The sequence below is a fragment of the Sphingobium nicotianae genome (assembly GCF_018603885.1).
GTDB classification, from domain to species: Bacteria; Pseudomonadota; Alphaproteobacteria; order Sphingomonadales; family Sphingomonadaceae; genus Sphingobium; species Sphingobium nicotianae.
This window is the reverse complement of the sequence record NZ_JAHGAW010000003.1, coordinates 1-23,044: the sequence shown is the minus strand read 5'-3', so window position 1 is coordinate 23,044 and position 23,044 is coordinate 1. Positions and strand designations below refer to the sequence as shown.

The 23,044-nt window shown below is 66.9% G+C and carries 26 protein-coding genes; 13 read left to right on the top strand and 13 right to left on the bottom strand.

Annotated elements, in window-relative coordinates:
• Positions 1–40: 40 nt before the first annotated feature.
• Complete coding sequence (gene xseA, locus KK488_RS04630) at positions 41–1,510, bottom strand: exodeoxyribonuclease VII large subunit (RefSeq protein ID WP_214621984.1); 1,470 nt, start codon at positions 1,508–1,510, stop codon at positions 41–43.
• Between xseA and purD the strand changes: the two genes are divergently transcribed.
• The 5 genes from purD (at position 1,509) to KK488_RS04605 (ending at position 5,529) form a co-directional block, all read left to right on the top strand.
• The gene (gene purD, locus KK488_RS04625) at positions 1,509–2,792 is read left to right on the top strand and encodes a phosphoribosylamine--glycine ligase (RefSeq protein ID WP_214621983.1); all 1,284 of its coding nucleotides are present in this window, start codon (positions 1,509–1,511) and stop codon (positions 2,790–2,792) included. The genes xseA and purD overlap by 2 nt on opposite strands.
• A gap of 120 nt (positions 2,793–2,912) precedes the next feature.
• On the top strand, positions 2,913–3,947 hold the full coding sequence (locus KK488_RS04620) for an OmpA family protein (RefSeq protein WP_214621982.1): 1,035 nt from the start codon (positions 2,913–2,915) through the stop codon (positions 3,945–3,947).
• Between the two features lie 85 nt (positions 3,948–4,032).
• A complete protein-coding gene (locus KK488_RS04615; protein ID WP_214621981.1) occupies positions 4,033–4,815 on the top strand; it encodes a helix-hairpin-helix domain-containing protein in 783 nt (260 codons plus the stop codon).
• 17 nt (positions 4,816–4,832) lie between these two features.
• A complete protein-coding gene (locus KK488_RS04610) occupies positions 4,833–5,303 on the top strand; it encodes a GNAT family N-acetyltransferase (protein ID WP_250890091.1) in 471 nt (156 codons plus the stop codon).
• A 28-nt stretch (positions 5,304–5,331) separates the two neighbouring features.
• Complete coding sequence (locus tag KK488_RS04605) at positions 5,332–5,529, top strand: hypothetical protein (protein WP_214621980.1); 198 nt, start codon at positions 5,332–5,334, stop codon at positions 5,527–5,529.
• 112 nt (positions 5,530–5,641) lie between these two features.
• Here the strand turns inward: KK488_RS04605 and KK488_RS04600 are convergent, their stop codons facing one another.
• Complete coding sequence (locus tag KK488_RS04600) at positions 5,642–6,952, bottom strand: hemolysin family protein (RefSeq protein ID WP_214621979.1); 1,311 nt, start codon at positions 6,950–6,952, stop codon at positions 5,642–5,644.
• 137 nt (positions 6,953–7,089) lie between these two features.
• On the opposite strand from KK488_RS04600, the gene KK488_RS04595 reads away from it, so the two are divergent.
• Positions 7,090–7,764 (top strand): YiaD family glycine zipper/OmpA-like lipoprotein, encoded by a 675-nt coding sequence (locus KK488_RS04595; protein ID WP_214621978.1) that lies wholly within the window; start codon positions 7,090–7,092, stop codon positions 7,762–7,764.
• A 147-nt stretch (positions 7,765–7,911) separates the two neighbouring features.
• Here KK488_RS04595 and KK488_RS04590 read toward each other — a convergent pair whose 3' ends face one another.
• The 7 genes from KK488_RS04590 to KK488_RS04560 form a co-directional block, all read right to left on the bottom strand.
• Positions 7,912–8,541, bottom strand: coding sequence for a MarC family protein (locus KK488_RS04590; RefSeq protein ID WP_214621977.1), 630 nt, complete (start codon positions 8,539–8,541; stop codon positions 7,912–7,914).
• A complete protein-coding gene (locus KK488_RS04585) occupies positions 8,538–9,284 on the bottom strand; it encodes a Cif family virulence factor (protein ID WP_214621976.1) in 747 nt (248 codons plus the stop codon). The genes KK488_RS04590 and KK488_RS04585 overlap by 4 nt, the downstream gene beginning before the upstream one ends.
• Positions 9,281–10,174 carry a bifunctional methylenetetrahydrofolate dehydrogenase/methenyltetrahydrofolate cyclohydrolase FolD gene (gene folD / locus KK488_RS04580; RefSeq protein ID WP_214621975.1) on the bottom strand — a complete coding sequence of 298 codons (894 nt, stop codon included), beginning with the start codon at positions 10,172–10,174 and terminating at the stop codon, positions 9,281–9,283. Before folD ends, KK488_RS04585 begins: the two co-directional genes overlap by 4 nt.
• Positions 10,171–10,494: a DUF167 family protein gene (locus tag KK488_RS04575; protein WP_214621974.1), complete on the bottom strand. Its 324-nt coding sequence runs from the start codon at positions 10,492–10,494 to the stop codon at positions 10,171–10,173. The genes folD and KK488_RS04575 overlap by 4 nt, the downstream gene beginning before the upstream one ends.
• A 10-nt stretch (positions 10,495–10,504) precedes the next feature.
• Complete coding sequence (locus KK488_RS04570) at positions 10,505–10,801, bottom strand: YggT family protein (protein WP_214621973.1); 297 nt, start codon at positions 10,799–10,801, stop codon at positions 10,505–10,507.
• A 212-nt stretch (positions 10,802–11,013) separates the two neighbouring features.
• Positions 11,014–11,931 (bottom strand): acetylglutamate kinase, encoded by a 918-nt coding sequence (argB, locus tag KK488_RS04565; protein ID WP_214621972.1) that lies wholly within the window; start codon positions 11,929–11,931, stop codon positions 11,014–11,016.
• 46 nt (positions 11,932–11,977) lie between these two features.
• Positions 11,978–12,541 (bottom strand): TetR/AcrR family transcriptional regulator, encoded by a 564-nt coding sequence (locus tag KK488_RS04560; RefSeq protein ID WP_214621971.1) that lies wholly within the window; start codon positions 12,539–12,541, stop codon positions 11,978–11,980.
• A 100-nt stretch (positions 12,542–12,641) separates the two neighbouring features.
• Between KK488_RS04560 and KK488_RS04555 the strand changes: the two genes are divergently transcribed.
• Positions 12,642–13,304: a glutathione S-transferase family protein gene (locus KK488_RS04555; protein WP_214621970.1), complete on the top strand. Its 663-nt coding sequence runs from the start codon at positions 12,642–12,644 to the stop codon at positions 13,302–13,304.
• A 5-nt stretch (positions 13,305–13,309) separates the two neighbouring features.
• Here KK488_RS04555 and KK488_RS04550 read toward each other — a convergent pair whose 3' ends face one another.
• Complete coding sequence (locus KK488_RS04550) at positions 13,310–13,972, bottom strand: queuosine precursor transporter (protein ID WP_214621969.1); 663 nt, start codon at positions 13,970–13,972, stop codon at positions 13,310–13,312.
• A 196-nt stretch (positions 13,973–14,168) separates the two neighbouring features.
• Here KK488_RS04550 and KK488_RS04545 point away from each other — a divergent pair, with 196 nt between their 5' ends.
• The gene (locus KK488_RS04545; RefSeq protein WP_214622286.1) at positions 14,169–15,497 is read left to right on the top strand and encodes a NupC/NupG family nucleoside CNT transporter; all 1,329 of its coding nucleotides are present in this window, start codon (positions 14,169–14,171) and stop codon (positions 15,495–15,497) included.
• A 45-nt stretch (positions 15,498–15,542) separates the two neighbouring features.
• Here the strand turns inward: KK488_RS04545 and KK488_RS04540 are convergent, their stop codons facing one another.
• A complete protein-coding gene (locus tag KK488_RS04540) occupies positions 15,543–16,412 on the bottom strand; it encodes a 3-hydroxybutyryl-CoA dehydrogenase (protein WP_214621968.1) in 870 nt (289 codons plus the stop codon).
• Between the two features lie 109 nt (positions 16,413–16,521).
• Between KK488_RS04540 and KK488_RS04535 the strand changes: the two genes are divergently transcribed.
• The gene (locus KK488_RS04535) at positions 16,522–17,607 is read left to right on the top strand and encodes a DUF1176 domain-containing protein (RefSeq protein WP_214621967.1); all 1,086 of its coding nucleotides are present in this window, start codon (positions 16,522–16,524) and stop codon (positions 17,605–17,607) included.
• Positions 17,608–17,744: 137 nt separating this feature from the next.
• On the opposite strand, the gene KK488_RS04530 is transcribed toward KK488_RS04535, so the two are convergent.
• Together KK488_RS04530 and KK488_RS04525 are read right to left on the bottom strand one after the other, a co-directional pair.
• A complete protein-coding gene (locus KK488_RS04530; RefSeq protein ID WP_214621966.1) occupies positions 17,745–19,016 on the bottom strand; it encodes an MFS transporter in 1,272 nt (423 codons plus the stop codon).
• A gap of 135 nt (positions 19,017–19,151) precedes the next feature.
• Positions 19,152–20,081, bottom strand: coding sequence for a C13 family peptidase (locus KK488_RS04525; protein ID WP_214621965.1), 930 nt, complete (start codon positions 20,079–20,081; stop codon positions 19,152–19,154).
• Between the two features lie 116 nt (positions 20,082–20,197).
• On the opposite strand from KK488_RS04525, the gene KK488_RS04520 reads away from it, so the two are divergent.
• From KK488_RS04520 to KK488_RS04505, 4 genes are all read left to right on the top strand, one after another.
• Positions 20,198–21,517 (top strand): MFS transporter, encoded by a 1,320-nt coding sequence (locus KK488_RS04520; RefSeq protein ID WP_214621964.1) that lies wholly within the window; start codon positions 20,198–20,200, stop codon positions 21,515–21,517.
• Between the two features lie 43 nt (positions 21,518–21,560).
• Positions 21,561–22,415 carry a CmcJ/NvfI family oxidoreductase gene (locus tag KK488_RS04515; protein ID WP_214621963.1) on the top strand — a complete coding sequence of 285 codons (855 nt, stop codon included), beginning with the start codon at positions 21,561–21,563 and terminating at the stop codon, positions 22,413–22,415.
• A 14-nt stretch (positions 22,416–22,429) separates the two neighbouring features.
• On the top strand, positions 22,430–22,606 hold the full coding sequence (locus KK488_RS04510) for a hypothetical protein (protein ID WP_214621962.1): 177 nt from the start codon (positions 22,430–22,432) through the stop codon (positions 22,604–22,606).
• A 200-nt stretch (positions 22,607–22,806) separates the two neighbouring features.
• Positions 22,807–23,044: alpha/beta fold hydrolase (locus tag KK488_RS04505; RefSeq protein ID WP_432653836.1), on the top strand; the 238-nt coding region annotated here is incomplete at its 3' end.

Sequence of the window (23,044 nt, the reverse complement as noted above, 5' to 3'; positions counted from 1 at the left end):
AGCATGGCCATCGCGTCGCGGGCGCGCAAGGTCGGTTGGGCTAGTCGAACAGATCGATCTGCCCGATCGGTGCCGGTTGCCCCTTACGCGCCGGACGCGGGGTGGCGCGTGGCTCGGGGACCGTCTCGCTGATGGTCGCCGCTGTCTCGCCATCGGCGAACTTGAGCGTGACGGCTCCGGCGACCCTGGCCTCTCGCGCCGTCCGGATCAGCCGATCACCCGCCATCACCCGTGCGAAACCGCGCTTGAGCGGCGCATCGGGATTGAGCGACTGGGCAAGCCGCGCGAGGCCATCAAGCTGACGTCGCGCCTCGGCAAGACGTCGCTCCAGCAGGATCGGCGAGAGGCGCACGCCTGCGAGCTTGTTTCGCCCGCGTTCGATCTGTGCTTCGAGCAAGGCCGGACGCAGGGCGCCAGCGGCGTCGGCGAGTTCATGGCGGGCCCCGCTTAGCCGATGCGACAGGCCCCGCCGCAATCGTTCGGCCAGATCGTCCGAGCGCTGCCGCGCCTGGCCGAGCAGCACGTCCGGCCGGGGCAGCAGCCGGCGCTGCGCCTCCAATCGTTCCTTCGAGCGCTCCATGCCGCGCGCCAGGCAGCGCCGCATCCGCGCATCGAGCTCGGTCACGCCAGCGATGAGTTCGGCGCGCACCGGCACGGCCATTTCGGCAGCGGCGGTCGGCGTCGGTGCGCGCAGATCGGCGGCAAAGTCGCACAGGGTCGTGTCGGTCTCGTGGCCCACGGCCGAGATGACCGGGATCGGCGATGCCGCTACCGCACGCACCACACTCTCCTCGTTGAAGGTCCACAGATCCTCGATCGAGCCGCCGCCGCGCGCGACGATCAGCACGTCCGGGCGCGGGATCGGGCCGTCCGGCGGCAGCGCGCCGAAACCGCGCACAGCAGTGGCGACCTGCGCCGCCGCGCCTTCGCCCTGTACCAGCACCGGCCAGAGCAGCACATGGCTTGGGAAGCGGTCGGCGAGGCGATGGAGGATGTCGCGGATGACGGCGCCAGTGGGCGAGGTCACCACGCCGATCACTTTGGGCAGCATCGGGATCGGCCGGCGCTTGCCGGGATCGAACAGGCCCTCGGCAGCGAGCTTGGCCTTCAGCTTCTCGAAGAGCTGCATCAGCGCGCCTTCGCCGGCCAGCTCCATGCTCTCGATGACGATCTGATATTTGCTGCGGCCGGGATAGGTCGTGACCTTGCCCGTCACGATGACGTCCAGCCCATCCTCCGGCGCGAAGGCGATCCGCCCCATGGAGCCCTTCCACATGACACCGTCGATCAGTGCGCCGTCATCCTTGAGCGCGAGATAGGCATGGCCGGAGGCCGCGCGCTTCCAACCGGAAATCTCGCCGCGCAGGCGGACATGGCCGAAGCGGTCCTCGACGGTGCGCTTGAGCTGCGAAGACAATTCGGTGACGCTCAATGGCGGCAGATTGTCGCCTTCCCGCTCCTGCGCTAGGAGGCGGCCGGACGCATCGAACCGGACTGGACTCTCTTCCATGAATATCCTTCTGCTCGGCAGCGGCGGGCGCGAACATGCCCTCGCCTGGAAGCTGGCGCAATCGCCGCGCTGCACGACGCTCTATGCGGCGCCGGGCAATCCGGGAATAGCCGAGCATGCGGCGCTGGTCGACCTCGACTTGGCCGACCATGGCGCCGTCGCGGCCTTTTGCACTGCGCGGGAGATCGGTCTGGTCGTCGTCGGGCCGGAGCAGCCGCTGGTCGATGGCATTGCCGACAGCCTGCACGCGGCGGGCCTGGCCGTGTTCGGGCCGAGCGCCGCGGCTGCGCGGCTCGAAGGCTCCAAGGGCTTCACCAAGGAATTGTGCGACGATGCCGGCATCCCGACCGCGACCTATGTTCGCTGCAAGAGCGCACCCGAGGCACTGGCCGCGCTCGATCGCTTTTCGCTGCCGGTGGTCATCAAGGCCGATGGCCTCGCCGCCGGCAAGGGCGTGATCATCGCCGAAACGCGCGGCGAGGCGGAGGCGGCGGTCGCCGACATGTTCGGCGGCAGCTTCGGCGCGTCGGGTGCGGAAGTGGTGCTGGAAGAATATATGACCGGCGAGGAGGCGAGCTTCTTCGCGCTCACCGATGGCGTCAGCGTCGTGCCGTTCGGCTCCGCGCAGGATCACAAGCGCGTCGGCGATGGCGACACTGGCCCCAATACCGGCGGGATGGGCGCCTATAGCCCCGCCTCGGTGCTGACTCCGGCGCTGGAAGCGGAAGTGATGGCGCGGATCATCCGGCCCACCGTCGCGACGATGGCGGCGCGCGGCACGCCTTATTCGGGCGTGCTGTTCGCCGGGTTGATGCTCACGCCCGATGGACCGAAGCTCATCGAATATAATTGCCGCTTCGGTGATCCCGAGTGTCAAGTGCTGATGATGCGGCTGGAGAGCGATCTGGTCGATCTGCTGCTCGCCGTCGCACAGGGCCGGCTCGATACGGCGCCCGTCGCGCGGCTGGGCGAGGATGCCGCGCTCACCATCGTGCTGGCCGCCAATGGCTATCCCGCCGCGCCGCAGAGGGGTGCACCCATCCGCCTGCCTGTCGTGCCCGAGGACGAGAAGATCTTCCACGCCGGCACTGCCCTGCGCGACGGCGGACTGGTCGCCAATGGCGGCCGCGTCCTCAATGTGACGGCCCGCGGCGGCACGGTGACGCAGGCGCGTGACGCGGCTTATGCGCTCGTCGACGCGGTCGATTTCCCCGGCGGCTTTTGCCGACGCGACATCGGCGCGCGCGAGGTCGCACGGGAAGCGATCGGCCAGACGGGCTGACGCACCGCCTGTCCCGCGAGTCTCATATCGGCACGTGAACCCCGGCAGGGGGGGATTGATGGCCGCAGCCGAAACTGCCAGCGTCCGCTGCGTAACTCTGGTGGGGAGAGAGTCGTCGTCATGCATGGCGGGCTCAAGATAGCGATCGGTGCGGGCGCCACGGCGCTTCTGGCCTGGACGGTTCATGGGCCGCTGGGGCAGGGCAAGGCGTTCATCGTCGGTCTGGAGCAGGATGCGGACGTCAGGCTGGCCACACGCGGCATGCCCAATATCAAGGTCCACTTCCCGACCAGCCCTTACTCGCGCATGGCGCATCTTTCCGGCGCCGCCAGTGTCATCCAGCAGGAGGACGCGCTGAAGCTGGTCCGCGCGTTCGGTGGCACCTCCGGGGCAGTTTGGGGCGACGCGGCAGCGAACGCTGACAAGCTGCCCATGCTCGCCGCGTCGGAGCCGCAAAACGCCGTCGATCAATCGAACGAGGCCATGGACGAGCAGCGCTCCCGCGAGCTCGGTGCCGTGATCAATAGCATGGCTGCCCCCTTGCCGGCCGAGAACAAGCTGGCGCAGGCGGTCGCGCCAATGCCGCAGCCCTCTCCCAAGGCGACGCCAACGCCGACACTGATTCCCGCGCCCAAGGCCGTCGCGATTGTCGCGCCGAAACCGGCCCCGCCGCCTCCGCCCAAGGTCGTGCCGACACCGACGCCCCGGCCCACGCCTGTCGTGCGGCCGACCCCGGTGCGGGTCGCTGCCGCCGGGTCCGCCCCGATGCCGTCCGTCCGTCCGTCCGCCAATCCCTGCCAGCGCAGCATCGACGCCGCTCTCGCCGGGCGGGTGATGAGCTTCCGCTCGGGCAGCGCCTGGCTGAACCCGCAGTCCAACAAGATGATCGACGATGTCGCCGCCGTGCTGAAGCGGTGCCGTGCCTATGGCATCGAGATTGGCGGGCACACCGATGGGGCGGGCGACGAGGGCGTCAACCGCAGCATGTCGCAGGAGCGCGCCAACCGCGTCCGCGAAAGGCTGATCGCGCGAGGCGTCCCGGCCAGCGCTGTCGTCGCCAAGGGCTATGGCTCCTCGCGGCCGATCCGCGCCGGCAACACGCTCGATCCTGCGAATCGGCGCATTTCCTTCACCATCTCGCGGGGAGGCGCATGATGCCGTTGCTCGTCGAGACCATGCTCCTCTTCCTCATCGCCTTCCTGCTGGGCCTGGTCGCGGGCGCGGTGTTCTGGAGGCGGTCATGATCGCGCTGATCGCTTATTACTGGTACGGCCTGCTGATCGCCTTCGGCATCGGTCTGGTCACGGCCTGGTGGGTCTGGACGCAGCTTCCTGTCGCCATGCCGATCGAAGTCGATCCGGATGATGAGTTGCTGGACTGGGAGTCCGAGCAGCCAATGCCGTCGCCCGCCGCGCCTTCCGGCTTCGCCAGGATCGAGACAGTGGAGGATCAGCTGCTGATCGGCGGGGCCGAGCCTGCACCGGAAGAGGTTGCGCCGCCTGTGTCCGATCAAGAGGAGACGGCGCACATCGACGAGGGCGAGGCCGAGCCTGCGCCGGCAAGCCTGATCGAGCATGGCGTCGACGAACTCACCAGCGCATTGTCGGACGAACTGGCCCCGGCGATCACCGCGAGCAGCGAAGCGGCGATGGATGCGGTCGAGCCGGTCCAAGACGAAGCGGAGGCGCTGGCGGAACCCGATGCAGCGGCCATCGAGGACCACGTCGAGCCGCTCGAGCCGCGTGTCGAGGAGCCCGAACCCGTCGTCCCGGCGGGCAAGGCGCCCGACGACCTCATGGTCATCAAGGGGATAGGCCCGCAGATCGACGCGCTGCTGCGCAGCCTCGGCGTCCAACGCTTCGAGGACATCGCCGGCTGGATGCCCGAGGATATCGAGCGGATCGACGGCCAGCTCGGCATCTTCAAGGGCCATATCATTCGCGACGAATGGATCGGCCAGGCGCGGCTGCTCGCCAAGGGCGACATGGAAACCTTCAACCAGCGCTACGGGCATCTTTCCTGAGCCGGCCAAATGATGCCATGACGCAGGTCATGCGGATCGACTCCATCACGACGGAACAGGCGGCAGTGCGCGATCTGATCGCGATCCATCTGGCGGGCATGCATGCCAGCTCGCCGCCCGAAAATGTCTTCGCGCTCGATCTCTCGGGCTATGCCAAGCCCAATCTCACCCTGTGGGGCGCCTGGCGCGGCGAGGCGCTGGCCGGGATGATCGCGCTGCAGCGGCTGAGCGCCACGCAGGGCGAGATCAAATCCATGCGAACCCATCCCGACCATCTGCGTCTGGGCATCGCGCGCCTGCTGCTCGACCATGTGATCGACGTGGCGCGCGGCGAGGGGATCCGGCGCCTGTCGCTGGAAACTGGCAGAGGCGATGCCTTCGAGCCCGCGCTCACGCTCTATCGTGCGCGTGGTTTCGTCAATGGCGATGCCTTTTCGGACTATAAGCCAAGCGATTTCAGTCAGTTCCTGCATCTCGATCTGGCCTAGGCGGCGTGGACAAATTCAGGGCGGCGCCATGTCCGCCTTGCTGAAGGCAGATCTGAGGACAGCACGGCTTGTCCTTTGCGCAGTCGCGAAATCGGGACTGTCCTACTCGATCGCGTTAAAGCATGATGATGATGATGATGCGGGGGATGCGATCCCCGGGCTCTTTCTCATCATGAATGCTGGAGCAGCATGGAAGGTGCGCGGCCTGTCGCTGCTCATAGTGTGACCTTGGTGTGACCTCTGGGCGATCCAGACTGGCCGTTTTGGCGAGATGGCTTGCCAGGAACGACCGCTCGAACTGTCCACGCAGCCTGGCTGAACCCCGATCGGGGCGAGCGCTACTCCGCGCTCACCAGCAGCTTGTCGATTTTGCGTCCATCCATATCGACAATCTCGAATCGCCAGCCCTGTTCGCTGAAATGCTCGCCTTCCTCAGGCAGGTGACGCAGCACCGCGAGCGCGAAGCCGGCCACGGTCGCATAGTCGCGATCCTCGTCCAGAGTGAGCTCGAGCCGTTCGGCCAGCGCATCGAACAGCAGCTGGCCAGAGACCAGCAGGGATCCGTCGTCGCGCTCGACCAGCATCGGATGATCGTAGAGATCATTGTCCGAGACGAATTCGCCGGCAATGGCGGACATGAGATCGGCGGGGGTCACGATCCCCTCGAAATGCCCATATTCGTCATGCACCATGACCATCGGCACTTCGGCCTCGCGCAGGCGATTGAGCGCGTCCATCGCGTCGACCTGGTCGGGTACGATCGAGACCGGGCGCATCAGTGCGCGCAGGTCCAGCGCCTCGCCGCGGAAGAGGGCGGACATGACGTCGCGGGCCTGAACAACACCGATAATATCCTCGACACTCCCCTGCGCCACGGGGACGCGCGTGTGCGGCGTCGCCAGCAGCTTTTCGCGCAGGTCGGCGGGATCGGCGTCGGCATCCAGCCAGTCGACGTCGCGGCGCGGCGTCATCACTTCGCGCACCGGCCGGTCGGCAAGACGCACCACGCCGGAGATGATCGCGCGCTCGCTCTCCTCGATCACGCCATGCCGGCTCGCCTCGGCGACGATGAGCTGCAGCTCCTCCGCCGTCACATGATCCGGAGACTCCGGCTTGATGCGGAACAGCCTGAAGATCAGCGCGCTCGATGTCTCGAGCAGCCACACCAAAGGCGCGGTGACGCGGGCGAGCAGCACCATCGCGGGCGCCAGCAGCACCGCGAGTGGCTCGGGGTTGCGCAACGCATATTGCTTGGGGACCAGCTCGCCGATGATCAGCGACACATAGGTCGTGATGATGATGGCGACGGCGAAGCCGGTATTCTGGGCGGTCTCCGGCTTCATGCCGAAGGATTGCAGGATCAGGCCGAGCGGGCCGCCCAGCTTCTCGCCCGAGAAAGCGCCGGCCAGCACGGAGATGCCGGTGATGCCGATCTGCACGGTCGAGAGGAATTTGCCCGGATCGGCGGAGAGGTCGAGCGCCGCCCCGGCTCCGCGCTTGCCGGCCTTGGCCATCGCCTGCAGGCGCGGCCGCCGCGCGGAGACGATCGCCAGCTCTGACATGGCGAAGACGCCATTGAGCGCAATGAGTGCGATGACGATGGCGGCATCGAACCAGGGGAAGGCGGGCAAGGCTTGCGAAACGGGCATGGAGATGCCTGCTCATTAGACAATTTTTTACGCCGCGCCACAAGCCGATGCTTGCGTCCGTTCACGGAACGATCATCTGGGCCGGTCATTAATGCACATATCCCCGCAAAAGCGGCTCGAAACACGAGGAGATGATCATGAGCTTTCGGTCCCACACGCGCTTTGCCCTGGCGAGTGCCGCACTGGCGTCGCTGGCCCTGTCCGGCTGCGTGACGGATCCCGAGACGGGCAATCGCAAGATTTCCAAGGCCGCGATCGGCGGCGTCGGCGGCGCACTCGGCGGCTATCTGCTCGGCGATCTGCTGGGCGGCCGCAACGACCGGACCGAGAAGATCGTCGGCGCGGGCATCGGCGCGATCGCCGGCGCGGGCGTCGGCGCCTATATGGACGCGCAGGAAAAGAAGATGCGCGAGCGGACCGCCGGAACCGGCGTCGATGTCGTACGGCAGGGTGATGAACTGCTGCTGCGTATGCCCTCCGGCATCACCTTTGCCACCAACAAGTCCGACATCCAGCCCCAGTTCCGGCCGACGCTGGACGAGGTCGCCGCGACGCTCGCCGAATATCCCAAGACGATGATCGACGTGCTCGGCCACACCGACAGCGACGGCAGCGAGGCCTATAATCAGAAGCTCTCCGAGCAGCGCGCGCAGAGCGTGGCGGGCTATCTCACCGGCCATGGCATTGCGCCGGTGCGCCTGGCGACCAAGGGCTATGGCGAGATGCAGCCGATCGCGAGCAACGAGACGCCGGAGGGCAAGGCGCAGAACCGGCGTGTGGAGATCAAGATCGTTCCGGCGGTGGCGGGCTGAGGCTGGACGCTCCACCTCCGTTCGTTTCGAGCTGAGGTTCGGGCGAAGTCGAGAACCGGTGTCGAGACAGACAGCGTGGCGCTGCATTCTCGACAGCCGTCTCGACAGGCTCGACGGCCGCTCGAAACGAACGGCTTGTTTTGCCGGTTAGCCCGGCTGGAACAGACTGCCGCTGAGGCCGGTCAGCACGAATTGCACCGCGAGCGCCGCCAGGATGACGCCCAGCAGGCGGGTGATGACCGCCTCGACCTGACTGCCGAAGATGCGCATGATCGGAGCGACGGACAGCAGGGCGATCAGCATCAGCAGCAGATTGGCCAGGAGTGCGGCGAGCACGACCATGCTCTGCTCGATGCCGTGTGCGCGTGCCGTCAGCAGCATGACGGTCGCGATCGAGCCGGGGCCGGCGATCATCGGCATCGCCATCGGGAAGACCGAGACATCCTCGATTTCCGGCGTCGCCCTGATCTTCTCGGCGCGATCCTCGCGGCGCTGGGTGCGCTTCTCGAACACCATGTCGAGCGCGATGAAGAAGAGCATGATGCCGCCCGCGATGCGGAACGCCTCCAGGCTGATCCCGAGCACGCGCAGCAGATCTTCGCCGACCAGCGCGAAGCCCAGCAGGATGCACGAGGCGATGATCGTGGCGCGGATCGCCATGCGGCGGCGCTGCGCCGCGTCCGCGCCGCTGGTCAGCCCATAGAAGATAGGCGCGCAGCCCGGCGGGTCGATCACCACGAACAGGGTGATGAAGGCCGAGACGAAGAGCTCGATCATGGCGCGCCGTTCGGCACGACTTCGTGGATCACAACCTTCTGGTCCCCGCCGCTCTCGCGCATCGTGACCTCGAAGCTGTTCTCCTTCTCGCCCTTGGTCCAGCGCCAGTGAAGCGAGCCGTCATTGGACTGGCCGTCGCCGGACAGCGGCGGCGGGTTGGCGATAAGCGTGACGGGCGGATTGCGTGGCGGGCGGCGACGATCGTCGAGCCCTTCCACGTCGAAGCCGTCCGGGCGCCGGCCGCCGCGGCATTCGGCGACCTTGCCCTCGATGATCACCTCGTCCTGCTTCGGCGTCTCGCGCGGGCTGCCGAAATCGACCACCCATTTATAATCGCCGTCCTTCTGGCGCCGCCAGATGGTGTTGAACGTGCCGCCGCCGCCATTGGGCCCGCTCCACGGCCCGGTCGAGAGCGCGTAGGTGCCGTCGCAGGAGACGAACACGCGATAGGGCTGCCATGACAGCGCTCTGGCCGGGTCGGCGCGCTTCTTGAGCCAGCTCTGGGCATTGACGGCGTCCGGCATGAACATGACGGCGTCCTTGTCCGCCGTCTCGCGGAAGGCGGTCCACTGGCCCTTGTCCTGCGCCAGGCGGGCGAATGCCAGCTCGGCGGAAACGATGGCGCTGGGATTGGCATTGCCCCGGCCGGGGCCACCCATGCCGCCGCGGCGCCCCTGCGCGCCGGCAAGGCTCGCGCCCAGTACGAGCGCGATCGCGGCGATGCAGGCGGCCTTGCGGATCAAAGGCCCAGCGGCGCCGGCAGGCCCGCGCGCAGATGCGCGGCGAAGAGCGTGTTGCGCATGAGAACCGCGATCGTCATCGGGCCGACGCCGCCGGGCACCGGCGTGATCGCCGCGACATGGCTGATTGCGCTGGCCGTATCGACATCGCCGACGATCCGGGTCTTGCCCTCTTCCTCGGCCGGCACGCGGTTGATGCCGACGTCGATCACCGTCGCGCCGGGCTTGATCCAGGCACCCTTGATCATCTCGGGCCGGCCGATCGCGGCGACGACGATGTCGGCCTGGTGGATGACGCCGGCGAGATCCTGCGTGCGGCTGTGCGCGATCGTCACCGTGCAATTGGCGTTGAGCAACAGCTGCGCCATCGGCTTGCCGACCAGGATCGATCGGCCCACCACGACGGCATTCTTGCCGGACAGGTCGCCCAGCTCGTCCTGCAGCAGCATCAGGCTGCCGAGCGGCGTGCAGGGCACCAGACCGGGCAGGCCGAGCGCAAGGCGGCCGGTGCTGATCGGCGTCAGGCCATCGACATCCTTGTCGGGATTGATCAGCTCGACCACCGCCTGCTCGTCGAGATGCTTGGGCAACGGAAGCTGTACGAGGATGCCGTCGACGCGCGGATCGCCGTTCAGCTCCTCGACCAGCTCCATCAGCTCTTCCTGGCTGATGTTGGCGGGGCGCTTGAACTCGAAGCTCTCCATGCCGAGCTTCAGAGTCATCTTGTGCTTGGAGCGGACATAGACGGCGCTTGCCGGGTCCTCGCCGACGAGCACGACCGCGAGGCCCGGCTTGCGGCCCTGCGATGCGGTGAATGCAGCAACGCCCTCGGCGACCTTGTCCTGCACCTTGGCCGCGAAAGCCTTGCCGTCGATTTCCTTGCCCAACGTCATGTTTCGTTCCGTTCCTCTATCGCTAAGGCTCTCAAGGCGTGCTCGGTCTCTGCCGATCCGCCGACGATGCGCAGGCGCTTTAGCCGGTTGGTGTCGCCTGTCTCCAGCAAAATCGACGATGACGGGACTTTCAGGCGGCGCGCGAGCAGTGCGATCAGCGCGGCGTTGGCCTTGCCCTTGTCGGGTGGCGCGGTGACGCTCGCCTGCAGCCAGCGGGCGCCGGCCGCGTCGGTGAACAGGCCGGCGATCCGCTCGCGTGACGCGCGCGGCGTCAGGCGGATGGCGAGGAGGAGGTCGGTGCCGTCACGGCGGACCGGCATATGCCCGGCGTCAGCGCAGCAGCAGTGTCGCCAGCGCCGTCATGCCCGGCCCCTGCAGGATGATGATGATCAGCAGCACCACCATCGGTGAGAGATCGAGCGCGCCCAGATCGGGCATGATCCGGCGGATCGGACGGTAGAGCGGCTCGGTCAGCCGGTCCAGCGCGATCCAGATGCTGCGGATGATGTCGTTGCTGGTGTTGATCACGTTGAAGGCGATGAGCCAGCTCAGGATCGCCTGAATGATGATGATCCACCACGCCACGTTGAGCAGGATGTACAGCGTCTGGATGAGGGCAAGTGCCATGAAGGATCCTGTGGGTGAAGGGCTGAGGGGCGTATAGCGCAGCTAATACACCTGCGGCAAGCGGCGAAGAAGATCCGCCAATTCAGAAACCGTTCGTTTCGAGCTGAGGTTCGAGCCTGTCGAGAACCGGAGTCGAGAAATCTGCGCCTGCGCAATGTTCTCGACAGCCATCTCGACTTCGCTCGATGGCCGCTCGAACCGAAAGGATATTATTACAGGTGCACCAGTGTCCCCGCGCCTTGCTTGGTGAAGATCTCCAGCAGCATGACGTGCGGTACGCGCCCGTCGAGGATGACGGCGGCGTCCACGCCCTTCTCGACCGCGTTCACGCAGGTCTCGACCTTCGGGATCATGCCCCCCGAGATCGTGCCGTCCGAAACCAGCGCGCCGATCCGCGCCGGGTCGAGATCGGAGAGCAGATCCTTGTCCTTGCTGAGCACGCCGGGCACGTCGGTCAGCAGGAAGAAGCGCTTGGCCTTCAGCTCGGCGGCGATCGCGCCGGCCATCGTGTCGGCATTGACGTTGTAGGTCTCGCCATCCACGCCGATGCCGACCGGGGCCACCACGGGGATGATGTTGTCGGCCGAGAGGCTGTCGAGGATGCGCCGGTCGACCTTCACCGGATCGCCGACGAAGCCGAGGTCGACATTGCGCTCGATGCCGCTGTTCGGGTCCGGCTCGCGCCTGCCGCCGACCTTCTCGCAGATGACGAGCCCGGCATCCTTGCCGGAGATGCCGACCGCGCGGCCGCCCGCGCCGGCGATCCAGCCAACGATTTCCTTGTTGATCGATCCGGCGAGCACCATTTCGGCGATCTGCGCGGTCTCCCTGTCGGTGACGCGCAGGCCGTTCACGAACTTGCTCTCGACGCCGAGCTTCCTGAGCATCGCGCCGATCTGCGGACCACCGCCATGGACGACGATGACGTTGATGCCGACCATCTTCATGAGCACGACATCCTCGGCGAAATCGCGCGCCGCCTCCGGATCGCCCATGGCATGTCCGCCATATTTCACGACGAAGGTCTCGCCGGCATAGCGCTGCATGTAGGGCAGCGCCTCGGTGAGGGTCTCGGCCTTGGCGAGCAGGGCAGCGTCTGGTGCGTAGCGGTCGGTCATGCGCGGGCGCATAGTGGTTTGTGCGGTTTGCTGCAAGGAAGGCGGGAGGCTCATTGCCCTAGCCCGGAATGAGTCCCGCCGCGCGGTAGCTTGCGATGACCGTATCATAGACAAGGACATTGCCCTGGCTGCGCGCGATGAGCTGGGCGCCGCCGACAGCGGCGAAGATGGCGAGGGCGCGGCGCTCGATCGCCGCGGGATTGGCGCTGGTCTCCCCTTGCGCCAGCACCCGGGCCAGCCAGGCGACGTTGATGTCGGCGAACGCCCGCACCTCGCGCCGCACCGCCTCGGGCAGGTCGTCATGCTCGGCGGCGAGGAAGTTGCACAGGCACATGCGGTTGTCGTTCTCGAGCGCGCGGCGGAAGATGGCGGTATATTTGCGCAGGCATATCGCCGGGTCGGGATCCTCCGCGCGGATGGCCTCGAGCGCTGCCCGCGCCTCTTCGCCATAGCGCCGCGCCAGTTCCGCGCCGAGATCGCCCTTGGTCGGGAAATGATAATGGATGCTGGCGCTCTTGACCCCCACAGCCTTGGCGAGTTCGCGGAAGCTGAGGCCGCCATAGCCGTGGGCCTGCGCCGTCGCGCGGGCATGGGTCAGGATCGTTTCGCGCGTATCGAGCATTGGGCCGGCTCCTCAATCTATCGGTAGATAGGCGTTGACAGGCGGGATGCAAATATCTCTACGGATTACCTATCTACCGATAGATAAACAGGACTCACCCATGAAACTTTACGACCGCCAGGGAACGCCCAATGCCGCGCGCGTTCGCATCGTGCTGGCCGCCAAGGGTCTCGATGAAGTGGTCGAAATCGTCCAGGTCGACCTCGTCGCCGCCGAGCAGAAGCAGGACTGGTTCCTGGCGATGAACCCGATCGGCAAGACACCGGTGCTGCTGCTGGACGACGGCCTTGCCCTTTCCGAGTCTCCCGCGATCACCGAATATCTCGACAATCTCGACGGCAATCCGGTGCTCACCGGCAGAACGCCGCGCGAGAAGGGGCTGATCCACATGATGCAGCGCCGCGTCGAGATCATGCTGCTCGATCCCGTGGACGATTATTTCCATTACGGCACGCGCGGGCTCGGCGAGGCACTGCGGCCCTGGCGCATGCCGGAATGGGACGCGGCGGAGAAGAAAGCCTGGGGCGAGCGGCGCGGCGCGCTGGCGGTGGCGAATCTGCCCTATTTCGATGGGGCGTTGCGCGAGCGGCCGTTTCTCGCGGGCGACTTTTTCTCGCTCGCCGACATCTCGCTCTGGGCGGGGCTGGTCTTCCTGACGGGTGCGGGCTTGCCGATCGCGCCGGAGCTGACGGCGCTGGCGGCGTGGAAGGCGAAGGTGGACGATCTGCCGGCGGTCAGGAACCGCACAGGGCAGAATTTCTGAAAGGCTCAGGCCTTGCCGTCCAGCTTCCTGCCGAGTGCCACGAAGGCAGTGATCAGCGGCGGCACGAGGATGATCGACAGCACGACCTTGGTGATCATCTGGCCGCCCATCAGCGCGAGGATTGGCCGCTCGCCATAGAAGCTGATCGTGATGAACAGCAATGTGTCGATGATCTGCGAGATGACGCTGGCGATCATGCCCCACAGCCAGACCAGTTTGCCGGTGCCGCCGGAGAGCTTCGAGAAAATGGCGACGTTGAGCGTCTGCGAGATGCCGTAGGAGATGAGGCCGGCCAGCATCATCCGCGCGCCCTGCCCGACGATGATCGGGAAGGCCTCGATCGCCGGCGGATACATGCCCGGATCATGCGGCAGGGCGATGACGAGCTGGATCAGGGCAGCCGAGACCAGCAGCGGGATGAAGCCCAGCCGCACCAGCAGCGTGGCGATGTGCTGCCCATGCAAGGCGGCGACTGCACTGGAGAGGATCACCAGCAGCAGGAAGGCGAAGATGCCCGCTTCCACCGCGAGCGGCCCCAGCGCGACCTGCTTGGCGCCGAGCACGCCGGCGATGCAGACCATGCCGCCATACAGCACCGAGAAGACGAAGAGGGACCAGCTGAGGGGCGGAGCGGAAGGCGCGGCGGCGCCAGGTGTGGGGTCGGCCATCGGCAGGGTCTATCGGCTTATCGGGAGGGAGGGAAGGGGGCGAAATCTTCCCTTAGCCCCTCCTCTTTAGAGGCGGGGTTAGAATAGCTGGTCCACGGCAAGCCGGCCCCGATTGCCGCGGCCCCGCGCGCCTGTATAAGGGGTGGCCGTGCCCCCGTCGCTCGGGCCGGGCACCAGGGGGACGCGCTTACCGCATATGCATATCGTCATCGGCCTTGCCGGCATCGTCGCCATCCTGCTCATCGCCTTCGCGCTCTCCAGCAATCGCCGCGCGATCCGGCTGCGGGTCGTCGGGGCCGCCTTCGCCTTGCAGGTCGGCATCGCGGTGTTGGTGCTCTACGTGCCGGCAGGCAAGCAGGTGATCGCCGCCATGTCTCGCGGCGTCGCCAATCTGTTGGGCTATGCGCAGGCCGGCACGGACTTCATCTTCGGTCCGCTCGCCAGCCCCACCGTCGGCGGCACCAGCTTCGCCATCGCGGCGCTGCCGGTGATCATCTTCTTCGCGAGCCTCGTCTCGATCCTCTATTATCTCGGGATCATGCAACTGATCGTGCGCTGGGTTGGCGGCGCGATCGAGGCGGTCACCGGCGTCTCCAAGGTCGAGAGCCTGTGTGCGGCGGCGAACATCTTCGTCGGCCAGAGCGAGAGCCCGCTGGTCATCCGGCCCTATCTCGCTGGGCTGACGCCGCCGCAACTCTTCACGGTGATGACCAGCGGCATGGCCGGCGTGGCGGGCACGATCCTCGCCGCTTACGCCTCGATGGGCATCAAAATCGACTATCTGCTGGCCGCCAGCTTCATGGCCGCGCCCGGCGGCATCCTGATGGCCAAGCTCATCATGCCGGACGACCGCACGCCGGTGCAGGGCGAGCTGCCGCTGGAGACGCCGGGCGACGTCGAGGTCCATCTTCCCGAGGTGCGGATCAGCGGCCAGGGACCGGCCGCGCTGTTGCCCGAGGGCACGCCGGGCGAGCCGATGCCCGAGGCCAGCCATGACGAGGAGAAGCCGGCCAACATCATCATGGCCGCCGCGCAGGGAGCGCAGACCGGCGTCAAGCTTGCCGTCGCGGTCGGCGCGATGGTGCTGGCGTTCGTGGCGCTGGTCGCGCTCGCCAACGGCCTGCTCGGCGGGATTGGCGGCTGGTTCGGCTATCCGGACCTGAGCTTCCAGATGCTGCTCGGCAAGGTGTTCGCGCCGGTCATGTGGCTGCTCAACATTCCGTGGGATCAAGCGCAGGTGGCGGGCGGGCTGTTCGGCACCAAGGTCGTGCTCAACGAGTTTGTTGCCTATATCGAGCTTGGCAAGGTGCAGGCCACACTGGCGCCGGCGACAGTCGCGATCGTCACCTTCGCGCTCTGCGGTTTCGCCAATTTCTCCTCGATCGCGATCCAGATGGCGGTGACCGGCAATCTCGCGCCCAACCAGCGTCCGATGATCGCCAAGCTCGGCCTCAAGGCGCTGGTCGCGGGGAGTCTCGCGAACCTCATGAGCGCCGCATTGGCGGGATTGTTGCTGAGCTTGTGAACCGATCTAAGCCCCTCCCTTTCAAGGGAGGGGCTTTTAAGAAGCTCACCGCGTCGGCACAGGCTCCGTGCCCGAATAATCGTAAAAGCCCTTGCCGCTCTTGCGGCCGAGCCAGCCGGCTTCGACATATTTGACGAGCAAGGGCGCGGGGCGGAACTTGGGATCGCCGGTGGTCGAGAAGAGCACCTTGCAGATCTCCAGGCAGGTATCGAGGCCGACGAAATCGGCGAGCGTCAGCGGGCCCATCGGGTGATTGAGGCCGAGCCGGATCGCGGTGTCGATGTCGGTGACGTTGGCGACGCCCTCGCCGAGTGCGAAGATCGCCTCGTTCAGCATCGGCATCAGGATGCGGTTGACGATGAAGCCCGGCGCATCGAAGCTGTGGACCACGTCCTTGCCCAGCGATTTCGCGAAATCCTCGACCGCACTCACCGTCTCGGGCGCGGTCGCGAGGCCGCGGATCACCTCGATCAGGCCCATCACCGGCACCGGATTGAAGAAATGCACGCCGATGAAGCGGGCCGGGTCGGCGCTCGCCTGGGCGAGCCGCGTGATCGGAATGGAGGAGGTATTGGAGGCGAGGATGGCGCTCTTGCCAAGTAGCTTGCTCACATCGGCGAAGATGGCGCGCTTGATCTCCTCGCGCTCGGTCGCCGCCTCGATGACGAGATCGCAGCGCGCGAAGGGATCGAGATCGGCCAGCGGCGTGATCCTGCCGAGTGCGGTCTGCACATCGGTCGCTTCCAGCTTGCCGTTGTCGACCGCGCGTTTCAGCCGTTTCTCGATGCCCGCCTTGCCCGCCTCGGCCCGGCCGAGGTCGACGTCGCGCAGCAGCACATCATAGCCGGCCTGCGCCGCCACCTGCGCAATGCCCGCGCCCATCTGTCCCGCTCCGATGACGCCGACCTTGCGCATATGACTTCCTTTGCGTGAATCCCACGATGACCAAGCTTCGCACTACACCACAGGCGCCAACTGCATTATGCACGGCACGATGACAAGAAGTCTCGCCGCGTTGAGCCGAATGGGCGGCCTCGCCCTGCTGTGGGTAAGCTGCGCCTCGTTCGGCGCGCAGCCGGTGTCGTCCGACGCGCCACCCTTGCCCGAGCTGGGCAAGCCCGCGCCCGCCGCCGAGCCGCTGCTCGGGCGCATCCAGGTCTTCGGCGACTGGGCGGTCGGCTGCGATAATCGCCTCACCTGCAGTGCCGTCTCGCTGATCCCGGACGGCGCCGGCACCTCCTATTCCGTGCTGGTCTCGATCCAGCGCGCCGGCGGGCCGGAGGGGGCGAGCACACTGCGTCTAATCGGCGCCGACCAGCTCGCGGGCAAGATCGACCTCTTCGTCGATAATCGCGCCCTGACCCGCGCGACCGCCGCGCACGACATGATCGAGATGAGCGGCGCGCCTGCCATCGATTTCATCCGCACCCTGGGCTCCAGCTACACGTTTGAGCTGCGCGAGAAGAAACAGACGCTCGATGCGCCGTCGCTGCGCGGCCTGCCGCAGGCGCTACGCTATATCGATGAGCAACAGGGGCGCGTCGGCAGCAAGGGCGCGCTCGCCGCGCTGGGCGATGGCCCGGCCGATCTCGCCAAGCCGATACCGCCGGGGCCGACCGTCACGCCGGACGTCGCGCCGGTCGCGGATTCCGGACCGCTCGATCTCACGCCCGAGGAGCAGGCGGCGGCCCGCAAGCTCGCGGTGTGCGAGGCGCATTTCGACAATGAGCATCCATTCGAAACGCATATCCTCGACACCGACCATGCGCTGGTGCTGCTGCCCTGCAACGCCGGCGACTATAATGTGAGCGCCGTGCCCCTCGTCGCCACGGGCGGCGCGGGGAAATGGCAGTTCCAGATCGCCAGGTTCGATCATGTGCCCGGCTCCACGGGCGATCCGGGCACGCCGCCGCTGATTGTCAATGCGCGCTGGAATCCGGTGCGTGGCGAGCTTTCCAGCTTCGCCAAGGGGCGCGGCCTTGGCGATTGCGGCACGGCCGAGACCTATAAATGGGACGGCGCCACCTTTCGCCTGACCGAGGCGCGCTCCATGCCGGTCTGCCGGGGAGCATGGGAGTGGCCGGTGCTGTATTCGGTGGCGCAGGGGTAGGGCGCAACCGACGTTCGGTTCGAGCGGCCATCGAGCGAAGCCGAGATGGCTGTCGAGAACTTGATGCGCGAACGCCCTTCTCGACTCCGGTTCTCGACTTCGCTCGAACCCTCAGCTCGAAGCGAACGGAATTTTAGCTAGGATCGTTTGCGCGTCTCTGTCAGAGCCAGGGCCAGTGCCCCGCAGGCCAGCGCCAGCGCGATATCCAGCCAGAAGACGGAACGCAGCCCGAAGCTGTCCGCCGCCCAGCCGGCGAGCGGTGGGCTCAGCACGCCGCCGACCAGCTCCGCCGCGCACATCGAGAGCGCGACCGCCGTCGCCACCCGCCCCGGCGCGACGCTTTCCGATGGGATGATCGCGCAGACCAGAGGCGCGCAGCCGACCACGAGGCTGCCGATCACCAGCGATATGCCGAGCAGCCCGACCGATCCCGGCACGATCAGCAGCGCCAGCGGCACCAGCACCGACGCGAAACCGGTGACGATCGTCAGACGTCTGCGTCCGAACCGGTCCGACAGCGCCGGGATAGCGATGCCGCCGATCAGCCCGCCGAAGCCGGCAAGGCTGAGCAACCAGGACATGGTCTGCGGGCTGTGGCCGATCGTCTCGGTGAGGTAGCGCGGCAGGAAGACGTTCTGCACGGTGAGCCAGGCGGTGAAGAGGGCCGCGATCGCCATCGACAGCAGCAGATTGCGGGAGCGCAGCAATTCCCGGATCGAGGGCAGCTGCGTGATCGCCCCTTCGACGGCCGCGACCGGGACCGGCGGCCGGGGCTGGCGCACGAACAGGGCGACCAGCGCGGCGATGACCAGCCCCGGCAGCATCGTGCCGAAGAAGGTGTGCCGCCAGCCGATCATCTCCGCGACCTGGACGATCACGACCGGCCCGGCCATCGCGCCGATCAGGAAGGCGCCGCCGATCTGCATCGTCCCCATGTTGAAGCCGCGGCGCCGCGGGGCCGAGACCGCGCCCATGATCGCCTGCGCGATCGGCACCAGCGGGCCTTCGGTGACCCCGAGGAGCAGCCGCGCGACGAACAGGGCGGCGAAGCCCGCCGCGATGCCCGCCCCGCCGGACATCAGCGAGAAAGCGACCAGCATCCAGACCAGCACCGCCTTCTGCCTGCCTGAGCGGTCGGCGACGGCGGCGATCAGCAGGCCCGAGACCGAGATGGCGCCAGACAACGCCGAGGAGAGCAGCCCGAGCTGGGTGTTGGAAAGGCCGAGATCCGCGACGATGAACGGCGAGAGGAAATTGACCGCCAGCCGGTCCAGCGCCACCACGCCATTGACCAGCGACAAGATGATGAGGACCGCGATCTCATAGCCGCGGGACGCCGACTGTCTCTCCATGGCGGGGTGATAGGGGCTGGTGAGGCGGCTGTCATCCGGGGATGTGGGCCTCTTCATCCCCTCCCTTTCAAGGGAGGGGTAAGGGGTGAGTGACGCGCGCAGCGCGTTCGGCGCGACCGGGCGTGTTCGCAGATCGCTTCGCGACACCCACCCCCGACCCCTCCCTTGAAAGGGAGGGGAGCAGGAAGCCTGCTACCTCCGCGCCGCGATTTTCCTCGGCGCTGCCTTCGCGAGCGGCCCTTGCCAGAAGCTCTGCATGTTCCTGCCGACGAACATCTGCGGTTCGGAGGGGAGGAGCTTCTGCGCCGTCTCCCACTGGGTCACCATCTTCCTGGCGCCGTCGAAGGATTCCGCCAGCGAGGCGCCGCGCGCCAGCGGGCCGGTCAGGAAGGCCTCGCCGAAATAAGTCAGCTCGCGCCGGTCGTCACAGCCGAACGAGGTGCGGTCCGGCCGCGCCGCGGCGATGACGATGGTGTCGTCACTGGTAAGCCGGGGGATCCAGCTGCCGGCGAAGCAGGCCGACAGGATGATGACGCGCCTGCGGATATGCGCCCGGTCCAGCGTGGCACCGAGCGTGTCCGCCGAGAGCGCGATCAGCGGCACGTTGCCGGGAAGGGCGGTCGCCACGGCGGCGTCCGGCCGGCCATGCGAGGTCAGATAGACAATCAGCACGTCGTCGGGCGATCCGGCCATGCGGCTGCCGATGTCATCGAATATCTGCGCCATGTTTTCCGGCGTCGCGAGGGGCACCTGCATGAGATCGGCCGCACCATTGGAGAGCAAAACGCCCCCTCTGGCCGTCCCGCCATATTTCGCCGCCAGCTTCTGCAGCGCCGTGCGCGCCTCGCGAGAGAAGAGCGCCTGCGTCCCGAGCGGCGCGATCGCGACAGCATAGACATTGGGATGATCCGTGGCGCGTGGCGGAATCTGCGCCAGGCAGTCGCGGACAAGGCGATCCTGCACGCCCCACAGATCGATCACGTTGCGCGGCGGCAGCGGCTGGGCGAGCGAGCAGGATGTCGCGTTCCGGGGTGACGGCAGGTCGGCGCGCGCAGCAGCGCCGAGGAACAGGATCGCGATCATCGCCGCGTTGCGCCGCAAAGCCGACAAGGATGTGTCCATCAACGAGACCCCCTCCCATTGCGACGCAAAATTGCGCGAAGCCGGGTCGTCCGGCAAGCATTTTTGCGCTCGCCTTCGCTCGCGCCACATGCAAACCTGCAGGCAGGGGAGCGAGGATGCTGGAAAAGACGAGCGCGCCGAGGGAGCTGGGCGACATCATCGATCATCGGCCGATGACGGTCACGCAGATCGCGGTGGCGATCCTGTGCGCCGCAGCCCTGTTCGTGGACGGATACGACATCCAGGTGATGGCGCTCGCCGTGCCCTCGCTTTCGCGGGACTGGGCCCTGCCGGAGTCGAGCTTTGGTCTTGCCCTCTCCGCCGTCGTCATCGGCATCACCTTCGGCGCCGGCGTGCTTGGTCCGCTCGGCGATCAGATCGGCCGCAAGACGATGCTCGTCACCGCCATGCTCGCCATCGGCATCGCCACGACCTGCACGGCGCTGGCGACGACGACCACCGAATTCGTCCTCTGGCGGCTGGTCACCGGCGCCGCGCTCGGCGCAGGGCTGCCGAACGGCGCGGCGCTCACGTCGGAATATGCGCCGGTCGCGCGGCGGTCCTTCATTGTGGGGCTGATGAACGTCGCCTCGCCGATGGGGGCGTTCAGCGCGGGCTTCCTGGCGCCGCCCGTGCTCGATGCGTTCGGCTGGCGCGGCGCCTTCGTGATCGGCGGCGCGGGGCCGCTGCTGATCGCCGTGCTGATCCTGTTCCTCGCGCCAGAATCGCTCAAATATCTGCTCATTCGTCGCCCGGCGGACAAACGCATCGGCCGTATCCTGCGCATCATTGCACCGGACGTCGATCCGGCCTCGGTCACCGTCACCTCGCCCGCGCATCGCCCGCGCAGCTCGCCGCTGCAGCTCCTCAACCGCGAATTCCGCGCGCGCACCCTGCTGCTCTGGGCGCTGCTCACGCTCAACCTGTTCACGCTCTATGTGCTGGTGAGCTGGCTGCCGGCGCTGCTCCAGCATAGCGGCTGGGCATCGGGCGACGCGCTGCGCGGCGCCGTGCTGATCCAAGCCGGCGGAATCGGCGGCGGCATCGTGATGGCCAATTTCCTCGACCGCGGCGCGACCCGCGCGGCGCTGGCGGCCGGTTTCTCCTTCCAGGCGGTCTGCCTGCTGGCCTTCTCGCTGGTGCCGGGCGGCTTCGGCTGGGTCGCATTGCTGCTCCTGCTGGGAGCGGGCGTCTCGGGCTGCCAAACGGCGCTCAACGCACTCTCCGCCGCTTATTATCCGCCCTCGATCAAGGCGACCGGTGTTTCATGGGCATTGCTGATCGGGGGCATCGGCTCGGTGCTGGGGCCGCTCGCCGGGGCCTGGTTCATCGATCTCGGCCTCTCGACCGTGCCGATCCTTGCTATCCTCGCCATTCCGGCGCTGATCTGTCTCGTTTCCGTCAGCCTGATGAAACGCGCGTGGCAGGCGCATTGACGTCGCGTGCCGGCACGACGATGCTGCCGGCAGGAGAGAGACCATGGCATCCACACTGACCGGCGCGTCGACCGTGCGCGCGACACTGAATTATTTCGATCCGCATGTGCCGCGCGGCCGCTTCGATCTGGTCGAGCCGGAGCGCAACCTCATGGTTTTCGAGGGGCATGAGATGCCGATCCACGACATGCGCGACGGCGGTGTGACGCTGGATCGCGAGGGCTTCACGCTTGCGCGGCATCGCAGCGCGGTGGCCCGCAGCCCGGAGATGCTCGACACCAATCTCGTCGCCCAAGACGGCCTGCCGCCGATCAACAAGGCCTATTATGACGAGCTGCTGCCGCTGATGCGGGAGATCAGCGGCGCGCGCGAGGTGATCCCGCAGGCGACCGGGCTCACCGTCCGCTTCAGCGCCCGCTCCCAGCGCCAGAGCTGGGCAGGCGCGGCAGGCTTCATCCATCTCGACGTCACCGAACAGTCGGTGAACCGCTTTCTCGATTTCAGCCTCAAGGCCGCCGGCCGGGAGATCGCGCCCTACAGCCGCTTCGTCCTTCTCCAGACCTGGCGGACGGTCTCCGATCCGCCGCAGGACAATCTGCTGGCCTTGTGCGATCGCAGCAGCGTCCACCCGAGCGATGAGGTCTTCTACGATGCGATCATCGGCGATAAAGGCACGGCGCTGGAGGCGGTCGAGGCGCGCAGCTGCCGCTACAATTCCGACCATCGCTGGTGGTACGCGTCGGAGATGGGCGCGCAGGATGTGCTGGTCTTCATCGGCTATGACTCGGCCGATCCGCAGGGCATTCAGCCCTTCCACACCGGTTTCGACGTGCCGGGCTGCGAGGGCGCGGCCCCGCGCGCCAGTCTGGAAGCGCGCTTCTTCGCCTTCTACGACTGACCGGAGGGCGAGCGTTGCGCACGACCCTCGGCATCTGCGAGAAGAAGAGGCGCTACCGCACCGAGCGAGAGGCGCTGGCCGTCACCCTCGCCGCCGGTGTCACTCTGCGGCCCTATCGCTGCGAGCTGTGTCGCCAATATCATCTGACCAGCCGAACCAAGGGCAAGCGGATCCCGCGGCCGGGGAACTAGGGCGCGTGGACAAATTCCGGGTTCAGCTGATGTCCGCCTTAAGGAGGCGCATAAGGGCCGCTGCATGGCCGAAATGCCGTGGGAAAGGGAAGGTCGGCTTTTGGGTTCAAGAACTGACATTCGCGCTATAGGGCGCTTGAACCCACTCGATCGCCAGTGCGGCGAAGCCACATTGAGCGATCATCGCCAACGGAACGTCCATGCCCATCGTGAAAACCAATGGCATTAATCTGGCCTATGACAGTTTGGGCGATGAAAGCTCGGAGGCCATCCTTCTGATCGCGGGGCTCGGGACCCAGATGATCCGCTGGACTATTTCATTTTGCCAACAGCTGGCCGACAGAGGCTATCGCGTGATCCGCTTCGACAACCGCGACGCGGGCTGCTCCACGCATTTTGCCGATCGTCAGATACTCGATTTTGGGGCATTGGCCGCTA